The organism is Pseudomonas syringae pv. tagetis, from assembly GCF_022557255.1.
GTDB lineage: Bacteria > Pseudomonadota > Gammaproteobacteria > Pseudomonadales > Pseudomonadaceae > Aquipseudomonas > Aquipseudomonas caricapapayae.
On sequence record NZ_CP092923.1, the window covers coordinates 1,762,222 to 1,784,133 of the forward strand.

Annotated in this window: 24 protein-coding genes; 23 read left to right on the plus strand and 1 reads right to left on the minus strand. The window is 58.6% G+C overall.

Annotation, left to right across the window (positions count from 1 at the left end):
* The first annotated feature begins 223 nt into the window (after positions 1-223).
* From rluC to sppA, 3 genes are read left to right on the plus strand one after another with little or no spacing between them, the layout of a single operon-like run.
* Positions 224-1,180, plus strand: coding sequence for a 23S rRNA pseudouridine(955/2504/2580) synthase RluC (rluC, locus tag MME58_RS07975; RefSeq protein WP_055007233.1), 957 nt, complete (start codon positions 224-226; stop codon positions 1,178-1,180).
* Positions 1,170-1,832 (plus strand): HAD-IA family hydrolase, encoded by a 663-nt coding sequence (locus MME58_RS07980; protein ID WP_055007234.1) that lies wholly within the window; start codon positions 1,170-1,172, stop codon positions 1,830-1,832. The genes rluC and MME58_RS07980 overlap by 11 nt, the downstream gene beginning before the upstream one ends.
* A 24-nt stretch (positions 1,833-1,856) precedes the next feature.
* The gene (sppA, locus tag MME58_RS07985; RefSeq protein WP_054984639.1) at positions 1,857-2,855 is read left to right on the plus strand and encodes a signal peptide peptidase SppA; all 999 of its coding nucleotides are present in this window, start codon (positions 1,857-1,859) and stop codon (positions 2,853-2,855) included.
* A gap of 54 nt (positions 2,856-2,909) precedes the next feature.
* Here the strand turns inward: sppA and MME58_RS07990 are convergent, their stop codons facing one another.
* Entirely contained in the window at positions 2,910-3,488 is a 579-nt protein-coding gene (locus MME58_RS07990; RefSeq protein WP_055007235.1) for a Maf family protein, read from the minus strand.
* Positions 3,489-3,594: 106 nt separating this feature from the next.
* Here MME58_RS07990 and MME58_RS07995 point away from each other — a divergent pair, with 106 nt between their 5' ends.
* From MME58_RS07995 to truA, 20 genes are all read left to right on the plus strand, one after another.
* Positions 3,595-4,122: a YceD family protein gene (locus tag MME58_RS07995; protein WP_055007236.1), complete on the plus strand. Its 528-nt coding sequence runs from the start codon at positions 3,595-3,597 to the stop codon at positions 4,120-4,122.
* A gap of 13 nt (positions 4,123-4,135) precedes the next feature.
* Complete coding sequence (rpmF, locus tag MME58_RS08000) at positions 4,136-4,318, plus strand: 50S ribosomal protein L32 (RefSeq protein ID WP_002552688.1); 183 nt, start codon at positions 4,136-4,138, stop codon at positions 4,316-4,318.
* A gap of 4 nt (positions 4,319-4,322) precedes the next feature.
* Positions 4,323-5,345 (plus strand): phosphate acyltransferase PlsX, encoded by a 1,023-nt coding sequence (plsX, locus tag MME58_RS08005; RefSeq protein WP_055007237.1) that lies wholly within the window; start codon positions 4,323-4,325, stop codon positions 5,343-5,345.
* A 116-nt stretch (positions 5,346-5,461) separates the two neighbouring features.
* Positions 5,462-6,400, plus strand: a complete 939-nt coding sequence (gene fabD / locus MME58_RS08010; protein ID WP_055007238.1) for an ACP S-malonyltransferase — start codon at positions 5,462-5,464, stop codon at positions 6,398-6,400.
* Positions 6,401-6,415: 15 nt separating this feature from the next.
* On the plus strand, positions 6,416-7,159 hold the full coding sequence (fabG, locus tag MME58_RS08015) for a 3-oxoacyl-ACP reductase FabG (protein ID WP_054984643.1): 744 nt from the start codon (positions 6,416-6,418) through the stop codon (positions 7,157-7,159).
* A gap of 191 nt (positions 7,160-7,350) precedes the next feature.
* Positions 7,351-7,587: an acyl carrier protein gene (gene acpP / locus MME58_RS08020; protein ID WP_002552692.1), complete on the plus strand. Its 237-nt coding sequence runs from the start codon at positions 7,351-7,353 to the stop codon at positions 7,585-7,587.
* Between the two features lie 128 nt (positions 7,588-7,715).
* Complete coding sequence (gene fabF / locus MME58_RS08025; protein ID WP_004408311.1) at positions 7,716-8,960, plus strand: beta-ketoacyl-ACP synthase II; 1,245 nt, start codon at positions 7,716-7,718, stop codon at positions 8,958-8,960.
* Positions 8,960-9,775: an aminodeoxychorismate lyase gene (gene pabC, locus MME58_RS08030; RefSeq protein ID WP_054984645.1), complete on the plus strand. Its 816-nt coding sequence runs from the start codon at positions 8,960-8,962 to the stop codon at positions 9,773-9,775. Before fabF ends, pabC begins: the two co-directional genes overlap by 1 nt.
* A gap of 3 nt (positions 9,776-9,778) precedes the next feature.
* Positions 9,779-10,903: an endolytic transglycosylase MltG gene (gene mltG, locus MME58_RS08035; RefSeq protein ID WP_054984646.1), complete on the plus strand. Its 1,125-nt coding sequence runs from the start codon at positions 9,779-9,781 to the stop codon at positions 10,901-10,903.
* A gap of 19 nt (positions 10,904-10,922) precedes the next feature.
* Positions 10,923-11,555 carry a dTMP kinase gene (gene tmk / locus MME58_RS08040; protein ID WP_054984647.1) on the plus strand — a complete coding sequence of 211 codons (633 nt, stop codon included), beginning with the start codon at positions 10,923-10,925 and terminating at the stop codon, positions 11,553-11,555.
* Positions 11,548-12,534 (plus strand): DNA polymerase III subunit delta', encoded by a 987-nt coding sequence (locus MME58_RS08045; RefSeq protein WP_055007239.1) that lies wholly within the window; start codon positions 11,548-11,550, stop codon positions 12,532-12,534. Before tmk ends, MME58_RS08045 begins: the two co-directional genes overlap by 8 nt.
* Before the next feature lie 34 nt (positions 12,535-12,568).
* Entirely contained in the window at positions 12,569-12,925 is a 357-nt protein-coding gene (locus tag MME58_RS08050) for a PilZ domain-containing protein (protein ID WP_002552698.1), read from the plus strand.
* Between the two features lie 14 nt (positions 12,926-12,939).
* Entirely contained in the window at positions 12,940-13,725 is a 786-nt protein-coding gene (locus tag MME58_RS08055; RefSeq protein WP_055007240.1) for a TatD family hydrolase, read from the plus strand.
* Between the two features lie 360 nt (positions 13,726-14,085).
* Entirely contained in the window at positions 14,086-14,739 is a 654-nt protein-coding gene (locus tag MME58_RS08060; RefSeq protein WP_054984651.1) for a LysE family translocator, read from the plus strand.
* A 157-nt stretch (positions 14,740-14,896) separates the two neighbouring features.
* Positions 14,897-15,565: a TetR/AcrR family transcriptional regulator gene (locus MME58_RS08065; RefSeq protein WP_054984652.1), complete on the plus strand. Its 669-nt coding sequence runs from the start codon at positions 14,897-14,899 to the stop codon at positions 15,563-15,565.
* 123 nt (positions 15,566-15,688) lie between these two features.
* Positions 15,689-16,291, plus strand: a complete 603-nt coding sequence (locus MME58_RS08070) for a DUF4823 domain-containing protein (protein WP_054984653.1) — start codon at positions 15,689-15,691, stop codon at positions 16,289-16,291.
* 21 nt (positions 16,292-16,312) lie between these two features.
* Positions 16,313-16,873 carry a DUF1285 domain-containing protein gene (locus tag MME58_RS08075; RefSeq protein ID WP_054984654.1) on the plus strand — a complete coding sequence of 187 codons (561 nt, stop codon included), beginning with the start codon at positions 16,313-16,315 and terminating at the stop codon, positions 16,871-16,873.
* An 85-nt stretch (positions 16,874-16,958) separates the two neighbouring features.
* Positions 16,959-17,972: an aspartate-semialdehyde dehydrogenase gene (locus MME58_RS08080; protein WP_054984655.1), complete on the plus strand. Its 1,014-nt coding sequence runs from the start codon at positions 16,959-16,961 to the stop codon at positions 17,970-17,972.
* A gap of 109 nt (positions 17,973-18,081) precedes the next feature.
* Complete coding sequence (locus MME58_RS08085; RefSeq protein WP_055007241.1) at positions 18,082-20,904, plus strand: FimV/HubP family polar landmark protein; 2,823 nt, start codon at positions 18,082-18,084, stop codon at positions 20,902-20,904.
* Between the two features lie 159 nt (positions 20,905-21,063).
* Positions 21,064-21,888, plus strand: a complete 825-nt coding sequence (truA, locus tag MME58_RS08090; protein WP_054984666.1) for a tRNA pseudouridine(38-40) synthase TruA — start codon at positions 21,064-21,066, stop codon at positions 21,886-21,888.
* Positions 21,889-21,912: the final 24 nt, after the last annotated feature.

The window sequence follows — 21,912 nt, forward strand, 5'->3', positions numbered from 1 at the left end:
CAGGCGTGTTTCCGGCCTCATGTCACCTGCGCTCGTTACGTTTCCAGCTTGCTCCGTTGTCACCGAACACTGCGTAGGACGGCCTCCCGTCCTTGTGAATTGCGTTGGTCAGGGCCGGTTGTCAACCGTTGGTCCGCTGTCCGGCCGCTTTTGGCGGCGTTCGCGACTATAGCAGCAATCATTAAGTGCTTCAAATCCATAAAAAATTGTTATCATTTGCGGCATGACGAATATTGCCCCTCCAACCCCCGGCGTCCAGCTGGTCGAGGTTGCCCCGGAACTTGCCGGTCAACGCATCGATAATTTTCTGATCACTTATCTCAAGGGTGTGCCCAAAACCTTGATTTACCGCATTTTGCGCAAGGGCGAAGTGCGTGTGAACAAGGGGCGGATCAAGCCCGAGTATAAGCTGCAGGCAGGCGATATCGTGCGTATTCCCCCTGTGCGCGTGCCCGAGCGCGACGAGCCGGTGCCGGTCGCTCAGGCTTTGTTGCAGCGCCTTGAAGCGGCGATTGTCTACGAAGACAAGGCGTTGATCGTGCTCAACAAGCCTGCGGGTATCGCCGTGCATGGTGGCAGTGGCCTGAGCTTTGGTGTGATCGAGGCATTCCGCCAGTTGCGTCCCGATGCCAAGGAGCTTGAGCTTGTGCATCGTCTTGATCGCGACACGTCCGGGCTGCTGATGATTGCCAAGAAGCGCAGCATGCTGCGTCATCTGCACGAAGCTTTGCGTGGCGACGGCGTCGACAAGCGCTACATGGCGCTGGTCCGCGGTAACTGGGCGACAGCGCTGAAACAGGTGCGTGCTCCGCTGATGAAAAGCAATCTGCGTTCCGGCGAACGTATGGTCGAGGTCAATGAAGAGGGCAAGGAGGCTTTGACGATTTTCAAGGTGCTGCGTCGTTTCGGTGACTTTGCCACCATGGTCGAAGCCAAGCCAGTCACTGGTCGCACCCATCAGATCCGCGTGCATACGCTGCATGCGGGGCACGCCATTGCAGGCGACACCAAGTACGGTGACGAGAATTTCAGTCGCGAAATTCGCGATCTGGGCGGCAAACGCCTGTTTTTGCATGCTTACATGCTGACCGTGCCGATGCCCGATGGCAGCAAGCTGAATGTGCAGGCGTCTGTCGATGACATGTGGGCCAAAACAGTGGAGCGTCTGAGTGCGTCGTGATTACGATCTGTTGATTTTCGACTGGGACGGCACGCTGGCCGACTCAATCGGACGCATTGTCCTGTCCATGCGCGCGGCTGCCATCGAGACCGATCTTGAAGTTCGCGACGATCTGGCGATCAAGGGCATTATCGGCCTGGGGCTGCCGGAGGCGATCCGGACCCTCTATCCACAGATCAGCGGCAATCAGCTGATCGATTTCCGGCAGCGCTATGCTGACAGCTACATGGCAATGGATAATGTGCCCTCGCCGCTGTTCGAAGGCGTTCTGGAGTCGATGCAGGCGTTTCGCGAGGATGGCTATCGTCTTGCGGTTGCAACCGGCAAGGCGCGTCGCGGGCTGGACAGGGTGCTGAAGGCCAATGGCTGGCTGGATTACTTCGATGCTACCCGGGCTGCCGACGAAACAGCCAGCAAGCCTGACCCATTGATGTTGAACGAGATCATGGCGCACTGCGATGTTGCGCCGCAGCGTTCGTTGATGATCGGCGATGCATCGTTCGATCTGCTGATGGCCCGCAATGCGGGTATGGATTCGGTTGCGGTGGGGTACGGCGCGCAGCCGCTGGAGTCGTTGCGCCAGTTCCAGCCGCGGCTGGCTATCGAGCATTTTTCCGAGCTGCGTACCTGGTTGAACGGTCGCGGCGTCTAGTTTCAGGATTGGAGTGATTGGAACATGTCTGACGAATGGAAGGCACCTGTCTCGCAGAGCGTAGACGAGGGCATCAATAGCAGGGAAGAGGCAAAAAGCTGGAAACTTCTTGAAAAGACGCTGCTGGCCAGTGTTCAGGAGCAGCGTCGTGCGCGTCGCTGGGGGATCTTTTTCAAGCTGTTGACCTTCGCGTTTCTGTTTGTTGCGGTGATTGTGCCGATGCTGGATTTCGATGGTGGCACATCGCGGCGCTCCAGCCACACAGCGTTGATTGATGTGCAGGGCGTGATTGCCGACAAGGAGTCGGCCAGTGCCGAGAATATCGTCACCGCGTTGCAGAAGGCATTCGACGATGAAAAAACCAAGGGTGTGATTCTGCGCATCAATAGCCCTGGTGGCAGTCCTGTTCAGTCGGGTTACGTATATGACGAAATCCGTCGTCTGCGCGCCGCAAAGCCGGACATCAAGGTCTATGCCGTCATTACTGACCTGGGGGCTTCCGGGGCGTATTACATCGCCAGCGCCGCCGACCAGATTTATGCCGACAAGGCCAGTCTTGTAGGGTCCATTGGTGTGACGGCAGCCGGTTTCGGGTTTGTCGGCGCCATGGATAAGCTCGGCGTTGATCGACGCACTTACACATCGGGCGAGCACAAAGCCTTCCTTGATCCGTTTCAACCGCAAAAGGCTGAAGAAACGCAGTTTTGGCAGGGCGTGCTGGATACGACTCATCGTCAGTTCATCGCCAGCGTCAAGCAGGGGCGTGGTGAGCGTCTGAAGGACAAGGATCATCCCGAGCTGTTTTCAGGGTTGATCTGGACTGGTGAGCAGGCCGTTGCGCTCGGTCTGGTGGATGGTCTGGGCAGTGCAAGCTATGTTGCGCGGGATGTGATCAAGGAAAAGGACATCGTCGAATATACTGTCGAAGAGTCGCCATTTGATCGTTTTTCGAAAAAGCTCGGCACCAGTATCGCCGAGCGAATAGCCATGCTGGTCGGATTCAATGGGCCCAGCCTGCGCTGATGGTCTGTTGTCGATAAAAGAACCCGGTCATTGGCCGGGTTCTTTTGTCTGGGGTCAGGGCACGCTGACGCCTTCCTTTATCAGCATGTCCACCAGTCTTATCAGGGGCAGGCCGATCAGGCTCGTCGCATCGCTGCCGTCGGTGCTGCGAAACAGGCTGACGCCAAGGCCTTCTGCCTTGAAACTGCCTGCGCAGTCATAAGGCTCTTCTGCATGTAGATAGCGCTCGATGCTGGCGCGGTCGAGTTCACGCATGTGCACCGTAAAAGGCACACAATCGACCTGGCACTCGCCTGTGGTGCTGTTGAGCAGTGCCAGGCCGGTCAGGAACGTAACACTTGTGCCGCTGGCGGCCGTCAGTTGCCCAAGCGCGCGCTCGAAGGTGTGGGGCTTGCCAAGTACCTGTCCATCCAGCACGGCGACCTGGTCTGAGCCAATGATCAGGTGGCGCGGATACTCGTCCGCCAGCGCCTCGGCCTTCTCTCGGGCCAGGCGCCGTACGAGGTCGTGTGCAGTCTCGCCGGGGCGGTGGCTTTCATCAATGTCCGGAGACTTGCAGGCGAAGGGCAGGCGCAGGCGAGTGAGCAACTCGCGGCGGTAAGAAGAGCTGGAGGCAAGTAGCAGGGATGGCATGCGGTTCTCCGTAGGCTGAGCGTTGATTCTAAAGAGTGGTCGGAGTGACGAACAGGCCTGAATTTCCTTTGACATGCCAAGGGGGCATCCATAGAATGCTGCGCCTATGTTGAATGACCCGATTCCATCTCACGTTGACCCGCGCAAATTGTCTGATCGCGGCACTGCCCTTCAGGGTGAAGTGCTGCTGGGCGATTTGAAGAGACTCTGCGACCCGCTTGCCGACACTGTCGGTACGGTGCAGGCGAAATTCGTTTTTGAGCGTGACGAACGTCGTTCGGTGGTTATCCACAGTTCGATAGACGTTCCGGTCAAGATGGTTTGCCAGCGTTGTCTTGAGCTGGTGACCCTGCCGATCCACAGCGAATGCAGTTACGCCGTGGTGAAGGAGGGTGCGAATACCCAGTCGTTACCGAAAGGTTATGACGTGCTGGAACTGGGCGAAGATCCTTTGGATCTGCTGGCATTGATCGAGGAGGAGCTATTGCTCGCCTTGCCCATTGTGCCTGCTCATCATCCTGAAGAATGCCAGCAACCGGCGGGTCTCGATGAGCCCGAACCGAGCGTGGACGAGGTAACGCGGTCCAACCCGTTCAGTGTATTGGCGCAGTTAAAGCGTGACCCAAACGTTTAGGAGTTAATCAATTATGGCTGTTCAGCAGAACAAAAAATCCCGCTCTGCCCGTGACATGCGTCGTTCGCACGACGCTCTTGAGGCAAGCACTCTGTCGGTAGAAAAGACCACTGGTGAAATCCACCTGCGTCACCACGTATCGCCAGAAGGCGTATACCGTGGTCGTAAAGTGATCGACAAGGGCGCTGACGAGTAATTTCTTGTCCGCTCCGATCATCGCGATCGACGCAATGGGCGGGGACTTCGGTCCCCGCAACATTGTTCAGGCAAGCCTCGCGTGCCTGACAGCTACGCCCTCGCTTCATCTGGTCCTCGTCGGCCAAGCCTCCCTGATTGAAGAACTCATTGCCCGCCATGATGCTGTGGATCGCTCTCGCCTGCGTGTCGTGAATGCCGGCGAGACCATCGCGATGGACGAACTTCCTTCCCAGGCTCTGCGTGGCAAGCCTGATTCCTCGATGCGCGTGGCGCTCGAGCTTGTGGCAGGCGGGCAGGCCCAGGCGTGTGTCAGCGCCGGTAATACCGGTGCGCTGATGGCGCTTTCCCGATTTGTCCTCAAGACCTTGCCGGGGATTGATCGTCCCGCGATGGTCGCGGCCATTCCCACTCGATCAGGCCATTGCCAATTACTGGACCTGGGGGCGAATGTCGATTGCAGCGCCGAAGCGCTCTATCAGTTTGCCGTGATGGGCTCAGTGCTCGCCGAGATCCTTGGTGTCGCAACGCCCAGAGTGGCCTTGCTCAACGTCGGCACTGAAGACATCAAGGGCAACCAGCAAGTCAAGCGTGCCGCCGGTCTTCTGCAGGCTGCCTCGGGCCTTAACTACGTTGGCTATGTGGAAGGCGACGGGTTGTACCGGGGCGAGGCTGATGTGGTGGTATGCGACGGCTTTGTCGGTAACGTGCTGCTCAAGTCGAGTGAAGGGCTGGCGAGCATGATTGCTGCCAGAATCGATACACTGTTCAATCGTAACCTGCTGAGCAGGGCTGTCGGGGCGCTGGCGTTGCCGTTGCTCAGGCGACTGCAGACGGATCTGGCACCCGCTCGTCATAATGGTGCGAGCCTGCTCGGGTTGCAGGGGGTTGTGGTGAAAAGCCATGGCTCCGCCAGTGTCTCAGGATTCCAGAGTGCGATTCAGCGAGCGATCGTAGAATCCCGTGAAAACCTGCCGCAGCGTTTGAAAGGGCGACTTGAGACGCTGTTTCAGAACGGGCGGACCTGAAAATGTGACGCACCAGACTGGTCAGTCATCCAACCGATCAGTCATGTAAATTTGAATTCCCGCGTTCGGCTTGTCCGGACGCCCATTTTGGCGACAATAATTCAGAGGCTTGTCAAATGTCTGCATCCCTCGCATTCGTCTTTCCGGGTCAAGGATCGCAATCGCTCGGCATGCTCGCCGAGCAAGGCGCGCAGCATCCGTTGATCCTCGATACTTTCGAGCAGGCTTCCGATGCCCTTGGCTATGACCTGTGGGCGTTGACCCAGAACGGTCCTGTCGAATCGCTCAATCAGACCGACAAGACCCAGCCTGCGATTCTGACTGCTTCCGTAGCGTTGTGGCATGTCTGGCTGGCAGAGGGCGGTGCAGTTCCTGCTTTTGTCGCAGGCCACAGTCTGGGTGAATACAGTGCGCTGGTAGCTGCGCAAAGCCTGAGCCTGGCTGACGCGGTGAAGCTTGTCGAGCGTCGCGGCCAGTTGATGCAGGAAGCGGTGCCGGCCGGTCAGGGTGGTATGGCCGCCATTCTGGGGCTTGATGACGCCGACGTCATCGCCGCTTGTGCCGAAGCGGCGCAGGGCGAGGTCGTCAGTGCAGTGAATTTCAACTCGCCGGGCCAGGTCGTGATTGCCGGGGCTGCCGAGGCCGTCAAGCGCGCCATGGAGCTGTGCAAGGCGCGCGGTGCCAAGCGTGCATTGCCGTTGCCGGTCAGTGTGCCGTCGCACTGCGAGCTGATGCGCCCGGCCGCCGAGCGTTTCGCCGAAGCTGTCGAAGCCATCGAATGGCAAGCGCCTGAAATCGCGCTGGTACAGAACGTCAGTGCCAGCGCAGTCAGTGATCTGGCGACGCTCAAACGTGATCTGCTGGAGCAACTGTATAAACCGGTACGCTGGGTTGAATCCATTCAATGTCTGGCGAGCCGCGGAGCGACCCAGCTTGTGGAGTGTGGGCCGGGCAAGGTACTGGCCGGTCTGAACAAGCGTTGCGCCGAAGGCGTGATTACTTACAACCTTGATACCCCAGACGCCTTTGCCGCCGCGCGTGCGGCACTGGCCTGATTAGGAGACGCCTGCATGAGCCTTCAAGGTAAAGTTGCACTGGTAACCGGTGCAAGTCGCGGTATTGGTCAAGCCATCGCCCTGGAATTGGGGCGCAATGGTGCTGTCGTTGTGGGCACGGCAACGTCCGAGTCTGGTGCCGAGCGCATCAGCGCGACGCTCAAGGAAAACGGCATCGAAGGCTTTGGTCTGATGCTCAACGTCTGCGATGCCGATTCCGTGAACTCGGTCTTGTCGACCATTCAGGAGCGCGTCGGTGCACCGTTGATTCTGGTCAATAATGCCGGTATCACCCGTGATAATCTGATGATGCGCATGAAAGATGACGAATGGTCCGATGTCATCGACACCAACCTGAACAGCCTTTTCCGCCTTTCCAAGGGTGTTTTGCGCGGCATGACCAAGGCGCGTTGGGGCCGTATTATCAGCATTGGTTCGGTTGTGGGTGCCATGGGCAACGCCGGTCAAGTAAACTATGCTGCCGCGAAGGCCGGGCTGGAAGGTTTCGGCAGGGCTCTGGCTCGTGAAGTGGGCTCGCGTGCAGTAACCGTCAATTCGGTTACGCCCGGTTTCATCGACACTGACATGACACGTGAGCTGCCTGAAGCTCAGCGTGAGTCACTGATTACCCAGATACCCCTGGGCCGTTTGGGGCAGGCTGAAGAGATTGCGCATGTAGTCGCTTTTCTTGCGTCCGAAGGCGCAGGCTACGTTACCGGGGCCACAATCCCTGTTAACGGCGGCATGTACATGAGCTAATGTGACGATCTGTTTCAAAAAAATGTCATACGAGCTGTCTAAAATCCGTTATAAAGCTGCAATCTATGAATGGGCAAAGGTACGGTTGGGGACAAGGGGAGAGCGTTAAGCTTGAAATTCGCAAAACCTCTTCTATACACTTACCCACTGGCCAGATGCCTGAACATTTCCACTAGGAGTTAAAACTAGGTATGAGCACCATCGAAGAGCGCGTCAAGAAAATCGTTGCAGAGCAACTTGGCGTCAAATCAGAAGAGGTTGTCAACACTGCTTCTTTCGTTGAAGACCTGGGCGCTGACTCCCTGGACACCGTCGAGCTGGTAATGGCTCTGGAAGAGGAATTCGAGACCGAAATCCCTGACGAAGAGGCGGAAAAGATCACTACCGTTCAAGCAGCAATCGACTACGTCACCAGCCATCAGGCTTAAGATTTGTAATCGCTGACTGCTGTCACGGGAAAACCGCACTGCTTTAACCGGCGTGCGGTTTTTTCTTTAAAAAACGCTGTGATTGTTCGTAACTGATTGTTCCGTAAACAAGAGAGAAGGAGAGTCCTGTGTCGCGTAGACGCGTCGTGGTCACCGGGATGGGTATGCTTTCGCCACTGGGCAATGACGTGCCCAGCAGTTGGCAAGGCATTCTGGCGGGCCGCAGTGGCATTGGCCTTATCGAGCACACGGACTTGTCAGCCTTCACCACCCGCTTCGGCGGTTCGGTCAAGGGCTTCAACGTTGAAGAATACCTCGCGCCCAAAGAAGCGCGTCGGCTCGATCTCTTCATTCAGTATGGTCTTGCGGCCAGTTTTCAGGCCGTGCGTAACGCAGGCCTCGAAGTCACTGATGCAAACCGTGAGCGCATTGGCGTTGCCATGGGTTCGGGCATCGGTGGTCTGACCAACATCGAAAACAGCAGCCGTCTGCTGCACGAGCAAGGCCCGGGGCGGATTTCACCGTTTTTCGTGCCGGGCTCGATCATCAACATGATTTCCGGTTTCCTGTCTATCCATCTGGGTGCGCAGGGGCCTAACTACTCGATCGCCACGGCCTGCACCACTGCAACCCACTGCATCGGCATGGCAGCTCGCAACATTGCCTACGACGAAGCGGACGTGATGATTGCCGGTGGCGCTGAAATGGCCGCCTGTGGCCTGGGACTGGGCGGGTTTGGCGCGGCGCGTGCGCTGTCGACACGCAATGACGACCCGACCCGTGCCAGTCGTCCCTGGGACAAGGGGCGTGATGGTTTCGTCCTGTCCGACGGTGCCGGGGCAATGGTGCTTGAAGAGCTTGAGCACGCCAAGGCGCGCGGTGCGACCATCTATGCCGAGCTCGTCGGATTCGGCATGAGTGGCGATGCCTATCACATGACCTCACCGCCTGACGATGGTGCCGGTGCCGCGCGCTGCATCGTCAACGCATTGCGTGATGCCAGGGTCAATCCCGATCAGGTGCAGTACATCAATGCACACGGTACTTCGACGCCGGCAGGCGATCTGGCCGAGGCGTCTGCCATCAAATCGGTATTCGGTGATCACGCCTACAAGCTGGCCGTCAGCTCGACCAAATCGATGACAGGCCATTTGCTGGGTGCTGCCGGGGCTGTCGAAGCGATTTTCAGCGTACTGGCAATGGTTGATCAGGTAGCTCCGCCGACTATCAACCTGGATGAGCCGAGTGAAGGCTGCGATCTGGATTTCGTGCCTCACGAAGCACGCCGGATGCCCATCGATGTCGTCCTGTCCAACTCGTTCGGGTTTGGTGGCACCAATGGCTCGCTGGTATTCCGTCGGTTCGCCGAGTAATGCCTGGCTGGGTCGATGGCTGCCCGGCAGATGCCTTGTCCCTCAAGAATCGCGGGCTGGCCTACGGCGATGGGCTGTTCGAAACCATTGCCGTCAAGGCCGGGCAGCCAGTGCTGCTCGAGCGTCACCTGCAGCGTCTTGAAAGTGGATGCCAGCGACTTTCGATTGCTGCCGATCATACGCTGCTTCGCGCAGAAATGACCCACTTCGCCGCAGAGCTTGGCGACGGGGTCATGAAGCTGATACTCACCCGTGGCGACAGCCAGCGTGGCTATGCTCCGGCCCTGGACACTCCGTCACGCCGAATCCTGCAAGGCGGCCCGGCGCCCGTTTATCCCGGTGCACATGCCGAGCAGGGTGTGCGCCTGTTCGACTGCCGGACTCGTCTGGCCGAACAGCCGCTGCTTGCCGGGCTCAAGCATCTGAATCGCCTGGAGCAGGTGCTCGCCCGTTCCGAATGGAGCGATAGCGAGCATGCCGAAGGCTTGATGCGCGATACCTCGGGGCGGTTGATCGAGGGTGTTTACAGCAATCTGTTTCTGATCAGCAAAGGCTGTCTGCTGACGGCCGATCTGAGCCGCTGCGGAGTTGCAGGGGTGATGCGCGCCGAGCTGCTCGATCAGGCACGAAATCTGGAACTGGCTGTCGATATCCGTGATTTGCACATGTCCGACCTGGAATCGGCGGACGAAGTGTTTCTATGCAATAGCGTCTACGGCGTCTGGCCGGTTTGCGGCTTTGCAGCGTCGAACTGGCCGGTCGGGCCGCTCACCCGTAAACTGCAAGGCATTGCTCGCACCCTTCTGGATATCTGATTTGTGATCCGAAAAATATTGGTGTTGCTGGAAACAGCTGTCGTTCTGGCGGGGCTGCTGCTCGGCCTTGCGTTCTGGCAGCAATATCAGGCGCTGAACCAGCCGCTTGAAGTGGCGCAGGAGCAGTTGCTGGATGTTCCGGCCGGCTCGACGCCGACTGGTGTGCTCAATCGGCTGCAGGCCGATGGTGTCATCAAGGATGCTTTCTGGTTGCGTCTCTACTGGCGCTTCAATTTGTCGGGGCAAGCCTTGCACAGCGGCGAGTACCGCATGGTGCCAGGCATGAACGTCAAAGGTCTGTTCGATATCTGGAAGCGCAAGGAAGTCGTGCAATACAGCCTGACGCTGGTCGAGGGCTGGAATTTCCGCCAGGTGCGGGCCGCGCTGGCCAGGCAGGTCAAGCTCGATCAGACGCTGGCAGGCTTGTCCGACAGCGAACTGATGGCAAAAATCGGCCATCCCGACGTATTCCCTGAAGGCCGTTTCTTTCCTGACACCTATCGCTATGTGCGTGGCATGACCGATGCGGAATTGCTCAAGCAGGCTTACGGCCGTCTGGAGGAGGTACTGGATGAAGAATGGAACGCCAGATCGTCAGAGGCCCCTTATTCGAACCCCTATCAGGCCCTGATCATGGCTTCGCTGGTCGAGAAGGAAACCGGTGTGCCTCAGGAGCGCGGGCAGATTGCCGGCGTGTTTGTACGGCGTCTTAAACTGGGCATGCAATTGCAGACTGACCCGACCGTGATCTATGGCATGGGCGAGCGCTACAACGGCAAGTTGACCCGCGCCAACCTCAAGGAAGCCACGCCTTACAATACGTACGTGATAGCGGGTCTACCGCCGACACCTATCTCGCTGGTGGGGCGAGAAGCGATTCATGCCGCACTCAACCCGGTTGCGGGCAGCAGCCTGTATTTCGTTGCCAAGGGGGACGGCAGCCATGTGTTCTCTGACGACCTGGATGCCCATAACGCAGCTGTGCGTGATTACCAGCTCAAGCGCCGTGCCGATTATCGCTCCAGCCCGGCACCTGTTACGACGCCTCCGTCAGCCGACTCGCCCGCTTCCGAGCCCGAACCTGCAACCACACTTGATGCGCCGCAGCCCGAGCCGAATGAGCAATGATGACTATTAAGGATTGCCTGTGACTGGCTTGTTTATCACCCTGGAAGGCCCTGAAGGTGCTGGCAAAAGCACCAATCGCGAGTACCTGGCCGCACAGCTGCGCGCACAGGGTGTTGAGGTATTGCTGACCCGAGAGCCGGGCGGTACTCCGTTGGCCGAGCGCATTCGCGAGCTGCTGCTGGCCCCCAGTGACGAAACCATGAGCGCCGACACCGAGTTGCTGCTGGTCTTTGCTGCGCGTGCACAGCACCTGGCTGAGGTCATTCGTCCTGCGCTGGCGCGTGGCGAGGTAGTGCTTTGTGACCGGTTTACCGATGCAACCTACGCTTATCAAGGCGGCGGTCGCGGTTTGTCCCATCAGCGTATTGCGGCGCTGGAGCAGTTTGTTCAAGGCGATCTGCGCCCTGATCTGACGCTGGTGTTCGACCTGCCGGTGGAAATCGGTCTGTCACGCGCCGCTGCACGCGGCCGACTGGATCGATTCGAACAGGAAGGCAGAGTGTTCTTCGACGCAGTGCGCACAACGTATCTGGAGCGGGCGAAAGCTGATCCTGCACGTTATCGACTGGTAGACGCCGCACAGACACTTGCCAACGTGCAGGCTTCCCTGGATACATTACTGCCTCGGTTGCTGGAGCTGCGACGTGGCTGAAGCCTACCCCTGGCAGGCATCGCTCTGGCAACAAATGGCCGGTCGTGCCCAGCACGCGCATGCCTATCTGTTGCACGGTCCGGCCGGCATCGGCAAGCGGGCATTGGCCGAACGCCTGATGGCCAGCCTGCTGTGCAAGGCCCCCGAAGGGCTTGAGGCCTGCGGGCATTGCAAGTCCTGCCTTTTACTGGCAGTTGGCAGCCACCCGGACAATTATGTCCTGGAGCCGGAAGAGGCGGACAAGCCGATCAAGGTCGATCAGGTGCGTGATCTGGTCAGCTTTGTCGTGCAGACCGCACAGATGGGCGGTCGCAAGGTGGTGCTCGTCGAGCCGGTAGAGGCAATGAACATCAACGCTGCCAATGCTTTGCTGAAAAGTCTGGAAGAGCCTTCGGGCAATACCGTTCTGTTGCTGGTCAGTCATCAGCCGAGCCGGTTGCTGCCGACGGTCAAGAGCCGCTGTGTTCAGCAGGCTTGCCCGCTGCCAGGCGAGCAGATGAGCCTGGACTGGCTGAGCAATGCCTTGCCTGACTGCACGCAGGACGAGCGTTTTGAGTTGCTGACGCTGGCGGCCGGATCGCCGCTGGCGGCCGTGGCGCTCCATACGCAAGGCGTTCGCGAGCAACGCGCGCAGGTGGTGGACGGTGTCAAGAAGCTGCTCAAGCAACAGCAATCGGCGACTCAATTGGCCGAGGGCTGGAAGGATATTCCGCTTTTACTGCTGTTCGACTGGTTCTGCGACTGGTCGCACCTTATCCTGCGCTATCAGATGACGCAGGATGAAGAAGGCCTTGGTCTTGGCGACATGCGCAAGGTCGTTCAGTACCTGGCACAGAAATCCTCTCGCGCCAAAGTGCTGGATATTCAGGACTGGATTCTGGCGCAGCGACAAAAAGTCATGTCCAAGGCCAATCTCAATCGGGTCTTGCTGCTTGAAGCATTGCTGGTGCAGTGGGCAGGCCTGCCAGGACAGGCGTAGACTCTGCGTTATCCGGAACCGTTGAGGTGTTGTCATGAGTCTGCCGCTGAACACAGGTCCACGTAATGGCATTCTGTCCCTGACCATCAAGGACAAATCCGTCCTTTACGCTGCCTACATGCCTTTCATCAGAAACGGCGGGCTGTTCATTCCCACCAGCAAAAGCTACAAGCTGGGTGATGAGGTGTTCATGCTGCTCAACCTGATGGACGAGCCGGAAAAGGTTCCGGTGGCCGGCCGCGTCGCCTGGATTACGCCAAAAGGCGCGCAGGGCAATCGGACTGCCGGTGTCGGCGTGCAATTCAATGACGGCGACAATACCGCACGTAATCTGATCGAAACTCATCTGGTCGGTGCTCTCAAGTCCGATCGTCCAACCCATACGATGTAGTTGTGTTTTAACCCATGCTCGTAGATTCCCATTGTCACCTCGATCGCCTTGACCTCGCCCTGCACGATGGTTCTCTGGATGCCGCCCTTGACGCCGCGCGGGGCAGGGGCGTCGGGCACTTTCTCTGCATCGGTGTCAGCGCCGACAATGCCGGCGCAGTCAAAGCGCTCGCCGAACGCTACGCCGACGTCGACTGCTCGGTAGGCATCCATCCGCTGGACGTCAAGCCGGGTGAAATGCCCCCTCTGGACTGGTTGCTCAAGGAGCTGGACCATCCGCGCGTGGTGGCGATCGGCGAGACCGGTCTGGACTATCACTACGAGCCCGAGGCCGCCGAGCTGCAGCAGGCTTCTTTCCGGTTGCACCTTGAGGCAGCTCGTGTCACGGGTAAACCGGTGATCATCCATACCCGTGGCGCACGCGCCGATACATTGAGCCTTCTGGGTGAGGCAGCACTGCCACAGGCAGGCGTCCTGCATTGCTTCACCGAAGACTGGAACATGGCCAGGGCTGCGCTGGACCTGGGCTATTACATCTCGCTGTCCGGCATCGTGACCTTTCGCAATGCCGACGCATTGCGGGATGTTGCAAGGCAAGTCCCTGCAGACCGGCTGCTGGTTGAAACCGATTCGCCTTACCTTGCGCCTATCCCTTATCGGGGCAAGCCGAATCTGCCGCAGTATGTGCGTGAAGTTGCCGAATTTCTCGCGATGCTGCGAGGCGAGTCCTACGAGCGTTTTGCCGAGCAGACCACTGCCAACTTCGCTCGCCTGTTCCCGCTGGCACATGTTCAGCGCTGATTGGCCTACAGGTCGGTGCAAAAGCAAATCGCAGGCAAAAAAAACCCGGATTCTGGGGGGTGAAGCCGGGTTAAGACCATTAGGAGTAAAACAAAGGCACGCTGGTCCCTCGGCACCTTTACTGGCGAGTCATTTGGGGAATGATGACGCGTCAGCGGGTTAAGTATTGCTCAGCATGGCGCACCGTCCAGTCTCTTTTGGTCGTTTTTTAAACAGTTTTGGAATACTAAAGCGATTCTTGAGTCCTCTACAGGCGTTTTTTTGCCGAACCGGATGCAAGGCGGTTGTATCAATGTTGCCCGTGTGCGCCGATAGATCGGGCATACCAAGCGTTATTCAGTGTCTGGCCGGAGTTGTCGGGTGGAGTTTTCCAACGGTTTTCTATTGAGTCTGTCGTTGTGCCTGGACATCGGTCTAGCAAACATAGCGATGATTACGCTGTCCATGCAGCGCGGTTTTTCCAAGGGCTTATGGCTGGGGCTGGGAACCTGTGTCGGCGACCTGGCCTACGCGATTCTGGCCATGCTCGGCATGGCGGTGTTGCTGCAATACGAAGCTGTACGCTACGTGCTCTGGCTTGGCGGTACGGCCGTGCTGGCGTGGTTCTGCTTCAGGATGGTCATGAGTGCTACTACGGTCAGCGCTGGTCTGGAGAATCAGGACGTTCACTCGGAAAAGTCCAGCCTGGCATTGTTCCTGCGCGGGATTTTTCTGGCGATGTCTTCACCCAGCGCCATTCTCTGGTTTGCTGCCGTCGGCGGTGCGCTGATTGCCCGGCAGGGCTCTGATCTCGCCAGTGCCTCGACCTTCCTCGCGGGGTTCGTCGCAGCGGGCGTGGTCTGGTCGATTTCGCTGTGCGCGCTGGCACACCAGGGCGGGCGTTTCATGGGCGAGCGGATGCTGCGCTGGTCTTACATTGCCTCTGCGCTCATCTTTGCCTATTTCACGCTGTATGTGGTGATCACGGGGTATCTGGAGTTTGTCGTTGCAGCACCGGTGGGGCCTGCGTCTTAGCGTGCCGTCCGGTATCCGCTTTACCGGGTTGTCGACAACCGGCAGATTTTTCTAGCCCGATTCGTTCGTATAGGTCGACAAGTAAGGATGATCCGTGCAATTTAGCGCCGATTGGGCATAATACCCGGCTTCGATTTCGATCCTGACAGACCTCTCTATGCAGAAAGAACCTCGTAAGGTCCGTGAATTTCGCCGCCGCGAGCAGGAAATTCTCGACACCGCGCTAAAGCTGTTCCTGGAGCAGGGCGAAGACAGCGTCACTGTCGAGATGATCGCGGACGCTGTCGGCATTGGCAAAGGCACCATCTACAAGCACTTCAAGTCCAAGGCAGAGATCTATCTGCGCCTGATGCTCGATTACGAGCGGGACCTGAACGCGCTGCTGCATTCCGCCGATGTCGACAAGGACAAGGAAGCGCTCTCGCGTGCCTATTTTGAGTTCCGCATGCGTGATCCGCAGCGCTATCGTCTGTTTGACCGACTGGAAGAAAAAGTGGTCAAGGGCAATCAGGTGCCCGAACTGGTCGAAGAACTGCACAAGATCCGCGCCTCCAACTTCGAACACCTGACACTGCTGATCAAGGGGCGCATTACCGAAGGCAAGCTTGAAGATGTCCCGCCTTATTACCACTACTGTGCTGCGTGGGCGCTGGTGCACGGCGCAGTTGCGTTGTACCACTCGCCGTTCTGGAGCAATGTGCTGGAAGATCAGGAAGGCTTTTTCCACTTCCTGATGGACATTGGCGTACGCATGGGCAACAAGCGCAAGCGTGATGTCGATGTCACTGCCGAGCCCAGGCTCAAGCCCGAGCCCTCCGCCGAATAAGACCCCGTTCGGGTCTTGAACGCTCGCTTCAAGGCTTTGGCGCCGGCTGCGTCAGAGATGGCGCGGAAGCTGCATCCGACGACCATTCGCCGGTTTTCCGTCACCGGTATTTGGGAGGGGATAATGCGTAGCCTGGTTCTGCTGCTCGCGCTGTTGGCGCTGAGCGGCTGCATGAAAGTCAGTGACATGGGTGAAGGTGTTCGCGAGCAATTCAGCGATGCAGGGCTGCTCGATCATAGTGACACCCGCCGTACTGCCAACTGGCGCGTGCAGCCCGACTCGTTTATTTATATCGCGCAGGGTGCCTTCGTTCCGCCGGGTAATGCTTACCCGCGACCCAATGTGGTGGCCGAGGAGGCTTTCAAGGGCTTTGTCGAATACTTCCCGATGGTCCGCCGTGCCAGAGGGCCCATGGGGCTGGATGAAGCCATGATCGAGGCGCGCAGCGCAGGCGCACATTATTTGCTCTATACCCGTTTTGCCAAGGCCGATGACCGTATTGGCAATGGCGATCAGTGGTCTGATCAGGAAGCGGTGGACCGCCTGGGCGTCGACAGCGGCGTCATTCAACTGATGTTGATCGAAACCAGCACCCGCTATCTTATCGACAGCGCGCGCATTCGCAGCCGTGGCGGATTGCTGACGCTTTACGACAAAAGTCCCGAGGATTTGCTGGGTCCGCCTCTTGAGGACTACGCTCGTACTTTATTGGGCGTCGAACGTTAAAGCCCGCGTCAGGAGAGTGGAGTGACCGATTCAAACAAGGCGGGTGACCTGTTTGCACAGATCCCCAAAACCAAGGGGTTGCCGCCTGTTCATCTGTGGAATCCGGATTTCTGTGGCGATATCGACATGCGCATCGCCCGCGATGGCACCTGGTACTACCAGGGTACGCCGATCGGCCGTAAACCAATGGTCAGGCTGTTTTCGACCATCATGCGCCGTGACGGCGATGACTATTTTCTCATTACCCCCGTCGAGAAGGTCGGCATCAGGGTTGATGACGCGCCCTTTGTCGCCGTTAGCCTTGAGGTCCTGGGCGAGGGCGAAGGTCAGGTGCTGCGTTTCCTGACCAACGTCGAAGATCAGGCTGAAGCAGGGCCGGAGCACCCTCTGCGCGTTGTCACAAACCCCGATACTCAGGAGCCAGCGCCGTATATCCATATACGGAGCAATCTTGAGGCGCTGATTCATCGCAATGTTTTCTATCAGTTGGTCGAGCTGGCGGTTTCCCGCGAGATCGATGGAGAGCGCTGGCTGGGGGTCTGGAGCCACGGCGTATTTTTCCCGGTGGGGCTCGAGCCTTGAACGACACGGCTATTTTCCGGCTTGAATTGCCTGTCGGCAGTGCGGCAGTTAAAGTGCCGCTCCCTGATTTTCCTGAGGTTTTTGCATGAGCCAGTCCTTTGATATCGCCGTCGTCGGCGCAACCGGTACTGTCGGCGAAACCATTGTCCAGGTGCTCGAGGAGCGCAATTTCCCGGTGGGCAATCTGCACCTGCTGGCAAGTATCGAGTCTGCTGGCCACTCGGTGCCGTTTCGGGGCAAGAATGTGCGCGTACGCGAAGTCGACAGTTTCGACTTCGGCACGGTGCGTATGGCGTTCTTTGCTGCCGGCCCGGCCGTCAGTCGCAGTTACGCCGACAAGGCCGTAGCGGCGGGCTGCTCAGTCGTGGATTTGTCGGGCGCCTTTCCGTTTGCGCAGGCCCCGAATGTCGTGCCTGAAATAAATGCTACGCTTTTGCACAGCTACGGCGTCGCACCCTGTCTGGTGGCCAGCCCGAGCGCTTCTGCCACTGCGGTTGCATTGGCTCTTGCGCCACTGCGTACGCTGATCGATATCCAGTCCGTGACGGTAACAGCGTGTCTGGCTGTATCTGCACTGGGCCGCGAAGGCGTCAGCGAGCTGGCGCGCCAGACTACCGAGCTGCTGAATGTCCGTCCGCTGGAAACACGCTTTTTCGATCGTCAGATGGCATTCAATGTACTGGCCCAGGTGGGCACGCCTGACGAGTCGGGGCACTTGCCGCTTGAAAAGCGTCTGGTCGAAGAAATACGCGAACTGCTGGCGCTGCCGTCGCTCAAAGTGTCAGCTACCTGCATTCAGGTGCCGGTGTTCTTTGGTGACAGCTTCAGCGTAGCGTTGCGCACCGCCGGCCCGGTCGACGTGGCAGCGATCAATGCCGCGCTCGAGTCTGCAGCCGGGATCGAGCTGGTCGATGCCGGCGATTACCCTACCGCGGTGGGTGATGCTGTGGGTCAGGACGTGGTTTATGTGGGGCGGGTTCGGTCGGGCACTGACGATTCGGAGCAGCTCAATCTGTGGCTGACATCGGATAATGTGCGAAAGGGTGCTGCGCTGAATGCTGTCCAGGTTGGCGAATTGTTGATAAAAGACTATGTGTAAAAGATACTTGGCAACTATTTGAATAATTGTTTTAGCGGCGATACGCCTTACACCCAACTGCAGGACTACCTCTCCGGATATCGGGGAATCTTTAAACAAGGGATGGGCTATGGTTCAGGTTCGTAAACTGGTATTAGCAATCGCTGCGGCTTCAGCGCTGTCATCGGGTATGGCGCAGGCGCTGGGACTCGGGGAATTGTCGGTCAAGTCGACCCTGTATCAGCCTTTGGTAGCGGAAATCGAGTTGACCGAAGCACAGGGGCTCAATGCAACGCAAGTTGTGCCCAGTCTGGCAACCACCGCGGATTTCGCTCAGGCGGGCGTTACCCGTCAGGCGTTTCTTAACGACCTCACCTTTACCCCGGTTATCAACGCCAGCGGCAAGAGCGTTCTGCGCATTACCTCCAGCAAACCGGTGCGTGAACCCTACGTAAAGTTCTTGGTTCAGGTGCTCTGGCCAAACGGTCGGCTGCTGCGTGAATACAGTCTTTTGCTCGACCCGCCAAAATTTTCTCCCGAGGCAGCCGCAGCGGCAGCCGCTCCGGCCCCAGCTGCAGCACCCGCACAACTGGCAACGGTAGCGCCTTCGGCAGAGGCTCCCACGCCCGAAGCCCCAGCGCCTGCGGACAATGCAACTGCATTGCCGCCGCCAGCTGCAGACAAGCCGGCGCAATACGTCACCGCCAATAACGACACTTTGTGGGAAATTGCCGCCAAAGTGCGTAATGGCGGAACCGTTCAGCAAACCATGCTGGCGATACAGGCACTCAATCCGGAGGCCTTCATCGGCGGCAATATCAACCGCTTGAAGAAGGGGCAGGTGCTGCGCCTTCCGACGCCTCAGCAAACCGCCGCGCTGCCACAACCGCAGGCAGTTGCGGAAGTTTCCCGGCAATACAGCGCCTGGCGTGAAGGCCGTCGTCTGCCTGCCGGCACACGTCAAGTCGACGCCACTCGTCGTGACCGTGCTGGCGCGGCACCTTCCAGGGTTGAAACTTCCGACAACCTGAGCCTGGTTTCGGCCAGCGGCAAGCCTGCGGCAAAAGGCGCAGCGGGCGACAGTGATCTTGGCAACAAGCTGGCGGTGGCTCAGGAAGCACTGGACACCACGCGTCGTGACAATGCCGAGCTGAAAAGCCGCATGAACGACCTGCAAAGCCAGCTTGACAAGCTGCAGCGTATTATCGAACTGAAAAACGGTCAGTTGGCCAAAATGCAGGCAGCCGGTGCTGCCGTGCCTCCTGCTTCGGCTGCTGCCACCCCGGAAGCTGCGACGCCTGCCAATGCGGCAGTGCCCGCATCGCTTGTGGATGCCAACGGTACTCCGGTCAAACCGGCTGGCGAGATCGCTCCGGAAGATGCATTGCCGGCAGGTGCCGCCGAGGTTGCGACCCCGGCGGCCGATCAGCCGTTGGCCGTGGAGCCGGTTGCCCCTGCAGAAGACCAGGATGCGCTGCAGAAAATCCTCGACAACCCGGTACTGCTTGGCTTGATCGGCGGCGCTGTATTGTTGATTCTGGCCTTGCTGCTGTTGTTCCTGGCGCGTCGTCGCGCTGCGAAGGCTGAGGCCGAGAAGCACAAGCGCATGGCGCGTGCGCTGGCTGAAGAGTCAGATTTTGTTTCAGACATGGACATGAACGCACCGCCAGCCAGCTTCGATGGTCTTGATGTGCCGCCACCCAACGTGCGCATGGGGGCTGCCGCAGCCGCCGCAACCGCTGCTCGCGAACGTCCTGCCGATCCGCTGCTTCAGGCCGAGATTCATATTGCTTACGGCCGCATGAACCAGGCTGTCGAGCTGCTTGAGGAAGCCGTCAAGGAAGATCCGAAGCGCGATGATATTCGCCTGAAACTGATGGAAATCTACGCCGAGCAGGGCAACAACAAAGCCTATGCCGCGCACGAGCGTAAACTGGTGGCAGCGGGAAAGCGTGAAGCTGAGGTCGAGCAGCAGGAAGAATTCAACTCGACCCTGAAGCCTGTGGCACCTGTTGCCGCACCGCTGGCTTCTGAATCTGCAACCGCGTCGGTTGCCCCTGCGGTGGCCGCAGGGGCTGCAGCGGCCAGTGCCGCTGCCCTGGCAGCAGAGCTTGATGCCAAATATGTCGAAGAACTGCTGGCCGACGACTCGGCAGAGCAAAAGGCTGAGCCTGAACCTGAAATTGCGGCTACGCCGGATCCCGAGCCTGAACCTGAGATCGTTACTCCATTGGCCGCTCAGCCCGCAGAGGAAGATCCGTTCGATCACGATTTTGACTTGAGCCTGGACGAGTTCGAAGAAACGTCCACGCCTGAAGTCGCCACGGTGAATAATCTCGATGACTTGATGCTGGACGAGCCGAAGGTCTCAGCAGCAGCGGATGATGAGCCGCTGAGCTTTGAATCGATCATGCAGCAGCAGGAGGAGGCCCGCGCAGCTGCAACGCCGGAGGACCTTGCCGATTTCGACCTGGACCTGTCCGAGGAAGATCCGGCGCTCAAGAATGAAGATGACTTCCTGCTGGGGCTTGGCAGTGATCCGCTTGATCTGGGCGAAACCCCGTCTGCGCCGCCAATCAGTGACGACCTGGAGTTGCCGGAAGATTTTGATCTTTCGCTGGCTGACGAGATTGAAACCGATCAGGCAAGTCAGGCATTCGCCACCGAAATCGATGACGTCAACGCCGAGCTTGACCGGTTGTCGCAGAATCTCGAGCACCCGCCGCTCGATGAGCCAAGGTTCACAGCCGAAGATGCAGCGGCACTGGATGAGGAGCCTGACTTCGACTTCATGGCCGGTACTGACGAGGCGGCGACCAAGCTCGACCTGGCACGTGCCTATATCGACATGGGTGATGCAGACGGCGCCCGGGATATTCTGGACGAGGTGGTCACCGAGGGCGATGACGGGCAGAAAAGCGAAGCGCGGGAGATGCTTTCGCGGCTGGCCTGATTCGACTTGGGCAACCTGCAAACGGCCGCATACGCGGCCGTTTGCATTTCAGTTGTCCGGCTTGAGTAGCGTGTTTTTTTTGCGACCGTATAATGACCGACTTTTCGCGAACCGACAGGCTGTACCACTTTGGCGAACATAGATAACCCGGCCGCCGAGATGGCGGCCGAGGGCTTTTCCCGAATCGCGCTGGGCGTTGAATACAAGGGCTCGCGCTATTGCGGCTGGCAACGCCAGGCGTCCGGTGTGCTGACTGTGCAGGAAACCTTGGAAGACGCTCTGTCGAAGGTGGCTGCGTCACCGGTTTCATTGATGTGCGCTGGGCGTACGGACGCTGGCGTGCATGCCTGCGGGCAAGTGGTGCATTTCGATACCCAGGCCGAGCGCTCCATGAAGGCGTGGGTCATGGGCGCAAATATCAATCTGCCCCATGACGTCAGTGTGACCTGGGCCAGGGTCATGCCTGCCACGTTTCATGCGCGTTTCAAGGCCATCGCTCGTCGTTATCGCTACGTGATCTACAACGACCAGATTCGCCCGGCGCACCTGAATCAGGAGATTACCTGGAACCACCGGCCGCTGGATGTCGAGCGCATGGCACAGGCAGCCGAGTACCTGGTCGGTACCCACGATTTCAGTGCTTTTCGCGCTGGACAGTGCCAGGCCAAGTCGCCCGTCAAGCAGCTCCACCATCTGCGCGTGACCCGTCACGGCAAGATGATCGTAATCGATGTGCGCGCCAATGCCTTCCTTCACCATATGGTGCGCAACATCGCTGGCGTCTTGATGACCATCGGTACCGGAGAGCGTCCGGTCGAGTGGGCCCGTGATGTGCTGGAAAGCCGGGTTCGACGCACCGGCGGTGTGACGGCTCATCCTTACGGGCTGTATCTTGTGCAGGTCGAATACCGTGATGAGTTTCCGCTGCCCGAGCGCTTCATCGGTCCGCACTTTCTTACTGGCTTTGCGGAACTGGACGGCTGACGTCCCGAGCAGCATTTGCTAACA